Source organism: Amycolatopsis arida, from assembly GCF_900115565.1.
Classification (GTDB): domain Bacteria; phylum Actinomycetota; class Actinomycetes; order Mycobacteriales; family Pseudonocardiaceae; genus Yuhushiella; species Yuhushiella arida.
This window is the reverse complement of the sequence record NZ_FOWW01000015.1, coordinates 63,406-74,843: the sequence shown is the minus strand read 5'-3', so window position 1 is coordinate 74,843 and position 11,438 is coordinate 63,406. Positions and strand designations below refer to the sequence as shown.

The following is an 11,438-nucleotide window of genomic DNA, read 5'->3' as shown; positions in this document are numbered from 1 at the left end:
GCAATGTGTTCTCGAGTTGACTGGTACTAATAGGCCGAGGACTTGCCCACAAACATGCTTCGCGTCCACTCTACAACTCTGAAACACCACACCACACTATAAAACAGTGGGTGTGTGACAAGGTGTTTCGGTGGTCATAGCGGCAGGGCCACGCCCGGACCCATTCCGAACCCGGAAGCTAAGCCTGCCAGCGCCGATGGTACTGCACCCGAAGGGGTGTGGGAGAGTAGGACACCGCCGAACAACAACCCCACCGAACGGCCCGCTGGGCAGCCACCACGGCCCCCCAGCGGGCCGTTCGCATGTTTACCCCACGATGTGGCCGTCTACTAAAGAGTGTTGTCGCGTGCCAAGGAGGACAGGTGCCCGAGTTCGGTCGACGTGACCCCGCGGACGAGGGCGGGGCGGATCGGCCGCGCCGCGACGACTCGGGCCGGCGGGAGGACCCCGGCGGTGGTCGTTCCGGTCGGGGCGGTGAGTACCGGTCGGCCGACGACGCTCGGCGCGGCGGGCGGGGCGCCGTTCGGCGGGATTTCTCCCGGCAGGGCTCCGCTCGAGGCGACCGCGGGCGAGACCGCTGGGACGACCGGGATCGAGCTGGACGCGGGGACGACCGCCGCCAGGATCGGTACCGTTCCGATCGGCCCGGTGACGACCGGGGAACCGGCCGCTCCGAGCGCGGTCGCCCCGGTGGTGACGCCCGCGGCGACCGCCCGCGGCGGGAGCGTTCCGTTGGTTGGGATGATCGTCGCGCCGGGGGCGGAGACGACCGTCGTCGCGGCGGTTCCCGGTTGGAACGCTCCGGTGATCCGTGGCAGGACCGCCGTTCCCGTGGTGGGTATGACCGTGGTGACCGTCCTCAGCGGGGGCGCTCCGGTGACCGCTGGGATGATCGCCGCGCCGGAGGCGGTGAGGACCGTGACGACCGTGGCGGCCGTTCTCGTTCGGAGCGTTCCGGAGGTCCGTGGCGGGACCGTGGAGAGGAGCGTCGTTCCGGCGGCGGGCACGGCCGTGGTGACGCTCGCCGTTCCGGTGGCGGGGCTGACCGCGGCAATCGTGCTCAGCGCGAGCGCTCCGGTGGTGGTTGGCAGGATCGTGGGGGCGACCGTCGTGGCGGCGGGTACGACCGCGGCGGCCGTGGCCAGTCGGAGCGTTCCGGCGGCCGTTGGCAAGACCGGCCGGGCGATCGGCGCTCCTCGGGGGGCTACGACCGAGGTGACCGGCCGCGGGAGGAACGGGCCGGACGGTGGGACCGCGGTGGTCGCGACGCCGATCGCGGCGTGCGGCCCGGCGCCGAGCGTTCCGAGCGGGGGAAGGACCGGCGCGGAGGCTGGCGCGACGAACGGTCGGGCGGGTTCGACTCCGCCGGCTCTGGCCGGCCGCGAGGCGCTCGATCGGGCGACCGCTGGGACGACCGCCGTGGCGATCGGGCGCGCGGAGGACGCCAGGACGACGACCGGGAACCCCGGGGCCGTGACGACCGGGACGACCGGCGGCGCCAGGCGCGCGACCGGGAGCAGTGGGTAGGGCGGCGTGACGATCGTGCCACCCGTGGCGCGCCCGATCGCGAGGAGCGACCGCGCCGCGACCGCCGGGGCGCCGGAGCGGAGCGGCAGGGTCGCTCGGACCGGTTCGGGGAACCTACTGGTGACCGCCGGCCCCGGGACGAGCGGCGCGGGTCCGACCGCGCCGGCGAGAGCCACACCGCCGACGAGACCGGTGCCGCGACTGCTCCGGCAACGTCGGTCGAGGGGGCGGCCGAAGGGCGCACCACGGACCGTGCCGCGGTGACGGAACGGGATTGGTCGGCCCGTGCCGCCCGGGACAGCGACAGCGTCGACGAGGCCGGCGCGACGGCTGCTCCGGCAACTCCGGCCGGGGAGGCGACCGAGCAGCCCACCACGGACCGTGCCGGGGTTACCGATCACGGGCGGCTGCCCCACGTCGCCAGGCCGGCGGACACCCAGACGGCTTCCGTCGAGGAGACCCCGACGCGGCCGTTGACCACGGAAGGCGGGCCAGCCGACGAGCTGGGGCCGGCGACTCCCGACCATCCCGCGCCGATCGGCCCTGGGCGACGGCCCGAACAGCCCGAGGCCGAAGCGCCCACCGACCGCGACGAGGCCGGCGCCCCGGCCGACCGGCCTACCGGCACCGCCCCGGCCGGAGAGCCAGGGGACGTGCCGGAGCGCGACGAGCCACGCACCGTCCCCACCGCGGCTCCGGACACCGCGCCCACTCGAGACGCGACCCCGACCGAGGCCGCGCGTCGGGACGAGGACACCGCCCCGACCGACGCCGACACCCGGACCGAGGCCCCGTCGCCGGCCGCCGAGACCGCCACGCCGGGAGAAGACGTCGCGCGGTCCGAGGCCACCGCCTCAGCCGCGGACAACACACGGGCCGAGCGCAGCCTGTCGGGTGGAGAGCCGGCTGAGGTCGCCGCCGCGTCGGGAGATGCCGCGCGCTCCGGGGCCCCGTCGCCGGCCGGGGACACCAGAGCCGGGGACACCACCCCGCCCGGGGAGGTGGCGCCGGCGGCCGAGACCGCCGCGCCAGGGGACGACGTCGCGCCGTCCGAGGCTCCCGCCTCAGCCGCGGGCGCCGTGCGGGCCGGGGGCAGTCCGTCCCGCGGGGAGCCGGCTGGGAGTGACGGGCCGTCGGGAGATGTCGCGCGGCGGGAGGCCGCGGCACCGGCGGGTGAGCCCGTCCGGGCCGAGGGGACCGTCCCGCCCGATGAGGTGGTGCCGGCGGAAGCCGCCGAGCCGGGTGACCCGGCACGGCCGGAGGGCGCCGCACCGCACGGTGACGCGGCGCGGGCGGCGGAGACCACCGCGGACCGGACCGCCTGGGCCGGCGATGACGCCGCCGAGGAGGTGACACGACCCGGTGACGAGGACGGCCCGACCGTCGCCGACGGGGCCCGTGGCAGCGCGCCCGTCGAGCGGCGCGACGGCCGGCCCGAGCGCCGGCCGCGGGACCGCGCGGGACGCCGGGGCCAGCCCACCGGTGACACCGCCGACGGCGCGCCTCCCACCGAGCCGGAGCTGCCGGAGGGCATCGAGTACACCGACCTCGACGAGGAGGTCCGCCGGGAACTGCGCGGCCTGCCGAAGGACCTCGCCGAGCGCGTCGGCCGCCACCTGGTCGCCGCGGGGCAGCTCATCGACGAGGACCCCGAGACGGCCCTCGAGCACGCCCGGTACGCCAAGCGGCGCGCCTCCCGCATCCCCAGTGTCCGCGAGGCCGTCGGGCTCACCGCCTACCATGCCGGCCAGTGGGCCGAGGCGCTGTCGGAGCTGCGCGCCGTCCGCAGGATGACCCACACCGACGCCCACCTCGCGGTGATCGCCGACGCGGAACGCGCCCTCGGCCGGCCCGAGCGCGCCCTCGACATCGCCCGCGACGCCGACCTCGCCCGCCTCCCCAAGGACGTCCAGGTCGAGCTCCGCATCGTCGCCGCGGGTGCCCGCCGTGACCTCGGCCAACTCGACGCCGCCGTGGTGGCGCTGCAGGGCCCCGACCTGGAACCGGCCCGCCGCCGGGAGCCGTGGGCCGTTCGACTCTTCTACGCCTACGCCGACAACCTCGCCGCCGCTGGCCGGATTGAGGAGGCGGTGCGCTGGTTCCTGCATGCCGCCGAGGCCGACGAGTACGAGGAGACCGACGCGTCCGAGCGGACGGGCGAGCTCAGCGACGACCACGGCAGCGACCACGAAACCGGCCGTAAGAACGGCCACGAAGAACGGGACCACGGGGACGACCAGAGGTGACCTCCCCGACCGAACGGCTGCTCGACCGCCACGACGCGGTGCTGCTCGATCTCGACGGCACCGTCTATCACGGCGCCACACCCGTCCCCGGCGCGACGGACGTGCTCGACGAGCTGCGCCGCCGCGGCACGCCGCTGCGCTTCGTCACCAACAACGCGGCCAAGGCACCCGACGCGGTGACCGACCACCTCCGCGCGCTCGGCGTGCGGGCCGACCCGGCGGAGGTCAGCACCAGTGCCCAGGCCGCCGCGCGGCTGCTCGGCGACCGGCTGCCCGCCGGCGCCGTGGTGCTGGTGGTGGGCACCGACGCCCTCGCCGCCGAGGTCAAGGCGACGGGCCTCACCCCGGTCCGCGCCGCCGGTCCCGAGGTGGCCGCCGTCATCCAGGGGTACTCCAAGGAGACCGCGTGGCCGGACCTGGCCGAGGCCTGCCTCGCCATCCGTGCCGGCGCACTGTGGGTGGCCTGCAACCTCGACGCCACCGTCCCCACCGAGCGCGGCCAGCTCCCTGGCAACGGGTCCTTCGTCGCCGCGCTGCGCACCGCCACCGGGGCCGAGCCGGTCGTCGCCGGAAAGCCCGAGCCGCCGCTGTTCCGGCTGGCCGCCGACGCGGTCGGCGCCCGCGACCCGATCGTGGTCGGCGATCGGCTGGACACCGACATCGCCGGCGCGGTCGCCACCGGGTTCCCCGCGCTCGCCGTGCTGACCGGCGTGGCCACCCCCGCCGCGCTGCTCGCCGCGCCGCCCGAGCAGCGCCCCCGCTACGTCGCCGCGGACCTCACCGGGCTCACCGCTCCCGCGGCGGACCTGGAGATCGGCCCCCGGCCCGGTTGGCGGGTCGATCCCGGCACCACCGCGCTGTCCGTGGCCGCGGCCGGCGACCGGGCGGAGCCGCTCGACCTGCTCCGCGCGCTGTGCGCCGCGGCGTGGGACCACGGCGTCACCGTGGTGGAGCCGGCCGACGAACACGCGCGGGCCGCGCTGGTCGACCTGAAGGTGGGCTGATCGGATAGCGTTGGACCGTGCCCGAACACGACCACCCCGCACCACCCGCGCCACGGCCGGTGCCCGCACCGCCGCCGAGCGCACCGGACCAGCCGCAGGACATCGACCCGCGCGCCGGCATCGACGACGCGGTCGCCGCGCTGGACGACCTGGACGAGCTCCCGCTGGTCGAGCACGTCGAACGGTTCGACGCGGTCCACACCGAGCTCACCGTGGCGCTGTCCAGCATCGACAAGGTCTGACCCATGCCGCGCAGGGCGCGCCTGGACGCCGAGCTGGTGCGCCGGGGACTCGCCCGGTCGAGGGAACACGCCAGCGCACTGATCACCGAGGGCAGGGTCACCGTCCGCGGCATGGTGGCCCACAAACCGGCCACCGGCGTGGAGCCCGACGCCCCGATCGTGGTCAGGGCCGACGACGACCCCGGCTGGGCCTCCCGCGGCGCGCACAAGCTGCTCGGCGCGCTGCGCGAGTTCGAGCCGAGGGGGTTGACCGTCGCCGGGCGGCGGTGCCTCGACGCCGGCGCCTCCACCGGCGGGTTCACCGACGTGCTGCTCCGCGCGGGAGCCGCCACCGTGGTCGCCGCCGACGTCGGCCGTGGCCTGCTGGACTGGCGGCTGCGCACCGACGACCGCGTCGTCGTGCTGGACCGGACCAACGTCCGCACCCTCACCCCGGACGTCCTCGGCGGACCGGTCGACCTCGTCGTCGCCGACCTGTCGTTCATCTCCCTGCGCCTGGTGCTGCCCGCGCTCACCGCGTGCGTCGCGCCCGGCGCGGACCTCCTGCCCATGGTGAAGCCGCAGTTCGAGGTCGGCAGGGAGCGGCTGGGCGGCGGCGGGGTGGTCCGTGACCCGGAGCTGCGCGCCGCCGCCGTGCGCGACGTGCTCGCCGGAGCGGCGGAGCTGGGGCTGCGCACGCTCGGCGTGGTGGCCAGCCCGCTGCCCGGTCCGGCGGGCAACGTCGAGTACTTCGCCTGGCTGTGCCGAGACGCCGGCGGGCCCGCCGGGGACGACCTCGACCAGCTCGTCCGCACGGCCGTTGAGGAGGGACCGTCGTGACCGAGACCGCGCAGCGCGCGGTGCTGCTCGTCGTGCACCCGGACCGCGACACCACCCGCCCGGCGGCGCGCGAGGTCGCCACCCGGCTCGCGGAGGCCGGCATCGGGTTGCGGGTGGTGGACGCGGACGTGCGCGACCTGATCGGCCCGAACGGGGCGGGCGCGCCGTGCACCGTCGTCGCCCCTGACGACGACCCCGCCGCCGGCACCGAGCTGGTGCTGGTACTCGGCGGTGACGGGACCCTGCTGCGTGCCGCCGAGCTGGCCCGGCCCGCCGGTGTCGCGCTGCTCGGCGTCAACCTCGGCCGGGTCGGGTTCCTCACCGAGGCGGACTCCGACGCGCTCACCGACACCGTGCAGCGCGTGGTGGAGCGCCGGTACCGGATCGAGGAGCGGATGACCATCGACGTCACCGCGGCGGTCGACGGCCAGCTGGTCGCGCGCACCTGGGCGCTGAACGAGGCCAGCGTGGAGAAGAGCTCCCGGGAGCGCATCCTGGACGCGCTGATCGCGGTGGACGGGCGGCCGGTGTCGTCGTTCGGCTGCGACGGGGTGCTGTGCGCGACCCCCACCGGCTCCACCGCCTACGCCTTCTCCGCGGGCGGGCCGGTGATCTGGCCGGAGGTGGAGGCGCTGCTGGTGGTGCCGAGCAACGCGCACGCCATGTTCTCCCGGCCGCTGGTGGTGTCCCGCGACTCGGTGATCACCGTCGAGGTCGACCCCGACGGCTCGCCCGCCGTGCTCACCTGTGACGGGCTGCGGCACATCGACCTGCCCCGCGGCGCCAGGGTGCGGGTGGTGTCCGGCCGGGTGCCGGTGCGGCTGGCCCGGCTGTGGGACGGCCCGTTCACCGACCGGCTGGTGCACAAGTTCTCCCTGCCGGTGAAGAGCTGGCGCGAGCGGCACGCCCGCAACGGCGACTGACGGTGCCGCCGAACGGGTGACCCCTTGTCGGGTGTCCGGCGCGAACGGGCCGCTCGGTGTGGTGAGGCACGCGGGATGTCGGGTCGAGCGACTACGGTGGGGGCGTGCTGGCCGAGATGCGCATCCAGGGACTCGGAGTCATCGAGGACGCCCTGCTCGAACTGCACCCGGGGTTCACCGTGGTCACCGGGGAGACCGGTGCGGGCAAGACCATGGTCGTCACCGGGCTGCACCTGCTGTCCGGCGGCCGCGCCGAGGCGTCCAAGGTCCGCGCCGGGGCCGGGAAGGCCACGGTGGAGGGCCGGTTCGCCGGCGTCGCCGGTGAGCGGGCGTTGGAGATCATCGCCGACGCCGGCGCCGACACCGACACCGACGGCAGTGTCATCGCGCTGCGTTCGGTCGGCGCCGACGGGCGGTCCCGCGCGCACCTGGGCGGGCGCTCGGTGCCGGTGGGCGTGCTGGCCGAGCTGTCCGAGCAGCTGCTCGCCGTGCACGGGCAGAACGACCAGCTCCGGCTGCTCCGCCCGGCCGAGCAACGCGCGGTGATCGACCGGTTCGCCGGTGCCGACGTCGCCGTGCCGCTGGCGGAGTACCGGCGGGTGCGTGCGGAGTGGCTCGCCGCGGTCACCGAGCTCACCGAACGGACCACCCGGTCCCGGGAGCTCGCCCAGCAGGCCGACCTGCTGCGGCACGGCCTTGCCGAGATCGAGGCGGTCCAACCGGCGCCCGGCGAGGACGCCGAGCTCACCGAGCAGATCAAGCGGCTGGCCGCGGTCGACGAGCTGCGCACGGCCGCGGGCGCCGCGCAGGCGGCACTGTCCGGCGCGCCCGACGGCGACCCGGACGCGCCCGGCGCGCTCGGCACGGTCGGCGAGGCCCGGCGCCGCCTGTCCGGCGCCGAGGACTCCGTGCTGCGCGAGCTGGAGCCACGGCTGGCCGAGGCCGAGGCCCTGATCGCCGACGTGGGCGGCGAGCTGGCCGGCTACCTCGAGCAGCTCGACGCCGACCCGCAGCACCTGGAGCGGGTGCTCGCCCGGCAGGCCGAGCTGAAGAAGCTCACCCGCAAGTACGCCGCCGATGTGGACGGTGTGCTGGCCTGGGCCGAGGAAGCCCGGCAGCGGCTGTCCACGATGGACATCTCGGAGGAGGCGCTGGCCGAGCTCGCCGCGCGGCGCGACGCGCTGGCCGAGGAGCTGGCCGGGTTGGCGATCAGGGTGTCCGGCGCGCGGGCCATCGCCGCCACCGAGCTGGCCGAGGCGATCACCGCGGAGCTGGCCGGGCTGGCCATGGGGCAGGCCGAGATCCAGGTCACCGTGCACCGGCGACCCACCGACGAGGGTGACCCGCACGCGTTGCGGGTGCACGGCGAACTGCTGCACGCGGGACCGGATGGCGTCGACGACGTGGAGCTGCTGCTGCGGGCCCACTCCGGGGCGCCGCCGCTGCCGGTGCACAAGGCCGCCTCGGGCGGTGAGCTGTCCAGGGTGATGCTGGCCATCGAGGTGGTGCTCGCGCACGCCGACACCGTGCAGACGCTGGTGTTCGACGAGGTCGACGCGGGGGTCGGCGGTCGGGCCGCGGTGGAGATCGGCCGGCGGCTCGCCCGGCTGGCGCGCAGCCACCAGGTGCTCGTCGTCACCCACCTGCCGCAGGTCGCCGCGTTCGCCGACCGGCACCTGGTGGTGGACAAGGGCACCGCGGAGGGCGTCACCCGCAGCGGGATGCGGGTGCTCGAGCAGCATGAGCGGGTGCAGGAGCTGGCCAGGATGCTGGCCGGGATGGCCGAGACCGAGACCGGCCGGGCGCACGCCGAGGAGCTACTGGCCGCGGCCGAGGCGGACAAGCGCGCCGCCGGCGGCGCGCCGGCGGGTGAAGGCCGGCGCCGGCGACGTTGAGCCGTCGCCCGCCGGAGCGGAAAGACCAGGTCGTCTCCGGCGTGGCGAGCACGCGGCCCGGTGGCCGTTTGTCACTATCGGTGGCATGAAGCTCACCGGCTTGCTCACGCGCAACAACGAGGCGCTGCCCGGGATCACCGGAGTGGCCAGAGTGGACCGGCGCACCCGGGAGCTGCTGCGCAGGATCGGGCCGGGTGACATCGTGGTGCTCGACCAGGTGGACCTGGACCGCGCGACGGCCGACGCGCTGGTGAGCGCCGAGGTCGCCGCGGTGGTGAACGCGGCGCCGTCGATCTCCGGCCGCTTCCCCAACCTGGGCCCGGAGATCCTGGTCGGTGCCGGGATCCCGCTGGTCGACAACGTGGGGGCCGCGGTGCTCCGCATGGTCCGGGACGGCAGCCGGCTGCGGCTGCACGAGGGCTGCCTCTACGTGGGGGACCGGCAGGTCGCGTCGGGTACGGTGCAGACGCCGGACAGCGTCGCCGACCAGATGATCGAGGCGAAGGCTGGGATGTCGACGCAGCTCGAGGCGTTCTCCGCGAACACCATCGAGTTCCTCCGTCGCGAACGGACGTTGATCCTGGACGGTGTGGGCGTGCCCGAGGTGCGGGTGCCGGTCCGTGACCGGCACGTGCTGGTCGTCGCACCGGGCAAGGACCACGTCGAGGACCTGCGGCGGCTGCGCAAGTACATCGCCGAGCACCGGCCGGTGCTGGTCGGCGTCGACGCGGGCGCGGACACGCTGCGCGCGCACGGGTACCAGCCGGACATCGTGGTGGGGGACCCGTACGGGATCGATGCGGACACGCTCAAGGCCAGCGGCGAGGTGGTGGTGCCGGCCCAACCGGACGGCCACGCGCCGGGGGTGGAACGTATCCAGGACCTCGGGATCGGGGCGGTGACCTTTCCCGCGTCCGGCAACGCCGAGGACCTGGCGCTGCTGATCGCCGACGCGCACGAGGCGAGCCTGGTGATCACCGTCGGGTTCCAGGCCACGTTGCGGGAGTTCCTCGACCACGGCCGGTCCGGGTCGAACCCGTCCACTTTCCTCACCCGGTTGAAGTTGGGGACCAAGCTCGTCGACGGCAAGGCGGTCGCCACCCTGCATCGGAGCCGGGTGTCGCTCGGGGCGATCGTGTTCCTGGTGCTGGCCGCCCTCGCCGTCGTGGTCGCGGCGCTGCTGGTGTCCGACGTCGGCGTCGTCTACCTCGACTGGGCCGGGGACACCTGGCAGTCGTTCGTCATCTGGGTGAAGGGGCTCTTTCAGTGATCTCGTTGCGGTACCACATCGTGTCCGTCGCGGCGGTGTTCCTGGCGCTGGCCGTCGGCGTCGTGCTGGGTTCGACCGCCCTCAACGGCTCGCTACTGTCCGGGCTGGCCTCGGAGAAGAGCGACCTCGCGACGCAGGTGTCCACTCTGGAGAGTGAACGCAACGCGCTGGACGCCCGGTTGCGGGACGCGGACGCCTTCGCCGGTGTCGTCGGGCCCAAGGTGGTGGCCGGGCAGCTGGACCAGCGGACGGTGGTCCTGGTGACCACGCCCGACGCCGACCCGGCCCACCGGGACGCGCTGCGGCGGCTGGTGGAGCAGTCGGGCGCGGCGGTGACCGGGGAGGTGCAGCTGACCGAGGCGTTCACCGACCCGGACCGAGCCGGCCAGCTGCGCGAGGTGGTCACCCGGCTGCAGCCGGCCGGGGCACAGTTCCCGACCGCGGGCGATCCCGGGACACTGGCCGGTGCGCTGCTCGGGTCGGTGTTACTGGTGGACAAGGAGAGCGCGCGGCCGCAGTCCTCGCCCGAGGAGCTCGCCGCCGCGCTGGGCGGGCTGACCGACGGCGGTTTCGTCAAGCCGGCCGAGAACGTGAAGCCGGCGCAGCTGGCGGTGGTGCTCACCGGGGGCAAGGCCACCGGGGACGGCGCGGGGGACCGGGCGGCGATCCTGGCGAGGTTCGCCACGCAGCTCGACCGCTCGGGCGCCGGCACGGTGCTCACCGGCAACCCGGCCGCGGCGGAGGGCACCGGCGCGATCGGGGTCGCCCGCGCGGACACCGCGACCACGTCAATCCTGTCTACCGTGGACAACGTGGACAGCGCGGCCGGCCGGGTGGTCACCGTGCTGGCCCTTCGCGAACAGCTCGAGGGCGGCTCGGGTCGGTACGGTGTCGCCGGCAACGCGCAGGGCCCGGCACCCGGCGCCACCACCGACGGCAGCTGACCCGGGCGGTTCAGGCTCTGCGCGCGTGTCCGCGGTGCGTGTTCGTGCGGTCCGCGTCCCCCGCTTTCGCGAGCGTCTAGCTGTTGCGGGGTAGGACGTTGGTGACGGACGCCAGGTCGAGATGTGTATGCGTTTCGCATAGACTACCGTCGTGGAGTCAGTACTGGAAGCCGCCATCAACGAGTGGCACTCAAGCGTGAACGACGGTGACCTGGAGCGGTCGGCGAGGGCTGTCGGTGATCCAGTCGTCGTGCTGGGGCCGAAGGGCGCTGGTCCGATCACGCCCGAGCAGTTCGCGGATTGGGTGGAACGGTCGGGGATCACACTGGTCCCGCGGTCGTGGCATCCCATCAGCGACCGCCTCATGGTCGTGGAGGAGGATGCCACCTGGCCGGAGACCAAGTCCCCCACTCGGGTAGCGACGGTGTTCCGCGTGACCGGCGAGAAGGTGACTGCAGCTCTTCGCCTGGCTGATCTGAAGTCAGCTCTCGAGCTGGCCTACATCTGCCACGAGATGGCGGCCACCGAATGAGCAGCTCAGGGCCGGGACAGGTCCTGTTCGCGTTCG

General features: G+C 74.8%; 10 protein-coding genes and 1 rRNA gene. All 11 read left to right on the top strand.

The window, feature by feature from the left end:
- Window positions 1-126: 126 nt before the first annotated feature.
- The 11 genes from rrf (at window position 127) to BM051_RS27740 (ending at window position 11,402) form a co-directional block, all read left to right on the top strand.
- Window positions 127-243 (top strand): 5S ribosomal RNA (gene rrf / locus BM051_RS27790).
- A gap of 498 nt (window positions 244-741) precedes the next feature.
- The gene (locus tag BM051_RS29320; RefSeq protein WP_166677875.1) at window positions 742-1,527 is read left to right on the top strand and encodes a hypothetical protein; all 786 of its coding nucleotides are present in this window, start codon (window positions 742-744) and stop codon (window positions 1,525-1,527) included.
- A 260-nt stretch (window positions 1,528-1,787) separates the two neighbouring features.
- Entirely contained in the window at window positions 1,788-3,773 is a 1,986-nt protein-coding gene (locus BM051_RS30195) for a hypothetical protein (protein WP_243859895.1), read from the top strand.
- Window positions 3,770-4,777: an HAD-IIA family hydrolase gene (locus BM051_RS27775; protein WP_092536932.1), complete on the top strand. Its 1,008-nt coding sequence runs from the start codon at window positions 3,770-3,772 to the stop codon at window positions 4,775-4,777. Before BM051_RS30195 ends, BM051_RS27775 begins: the two co-directional genes overlap by 4 nt.
- 59 nt (window positions 4,778-4,836) lie before the next feature.
- Window positions 4,837-5,019: a hypothetical protein gene (locus BM051_RS27770; RefSeq protein WP_166677880.1), complete on the top strand. Its 183-nt coding sequence runs from the start codon at window positions 4,837-4,839 to the stop codon at window positions 5,017-5,019.
- A 3-nt stretch (window positions 5,020-5,022) separates the two neighbouring features.
- Window positions 5,023-5,838, top strand: coding sequence for a TlyA family RNA methyltransferase (locus BM051_RS27765; protein ID WP_092536926.1), 816 nt, complete (start codon window positions 5,023-5,025; stop codon window positions 5,836-5,838).
- Window positions 5,835-6,761, top strand: a complete 927-nt coding sequence (locus BM051_RS27760) for an NAD kinase (protein ID WP_092536923.1) — start codon at window positions 5,835-5,837, stop codon at window positions 6,759-6,761. The genes BM051_RS27765 and BM051_RS27760 overlap by 4 nt, the downstream gene beginning before the upstream one ends.
- A gap of 104 nt (window positions 6,762-6,865) precedes the next feature.
- Window positions 6,866-8,656, top strand: a complete 1,791-nt coding sequence (recN, locus tag BM051_RS27755; protein WP_092536920.1) for a DNA repair protein RecN — start codon at window positions 6,866-6,868, stop codon at window positions 8,654-8,656.
- A gap of 85 nt (window positions 8,657-8,741) precedes the next feature.
- Window positions 8,742-9,926 (top strand): putative cytokinetic ring protein SteA, encoded by a 1,185-nt coding sequence (gene steA / locus BM051_RS27750; RefSeq protein WP_092536917.1) that lies wholly within the window; start codon window positions 8,742-8,744, stop codon window positions 9,924-9,926.
- Window positions 9,923-10,870, top strand: coding sequence for a copper transporter (locus tag BM051_RS27745; RefSeq protein WP_092536914.1), 948 nt, complete (start codon window positions 9,923-9,925; stop codon window positions 10,868-10,870). Before steA ends, BM051_RS27745 begins: the two co-directional genes overlap by 4 nt.
- Window positions 10,871-11,021: 151 nt before the next feature.
- Window positions 11,022-11,402, top strand: a complete 381-nt coding sequence (locus BM051_RS27740) for a hypothetical protein (protein WP_092536911.1) — start codon at window positions 11,022-11,024, stop codon at window positions 11,400-11,402.
- Window positions 11,403-11,438: the final 36 nt, after the last annotated feature.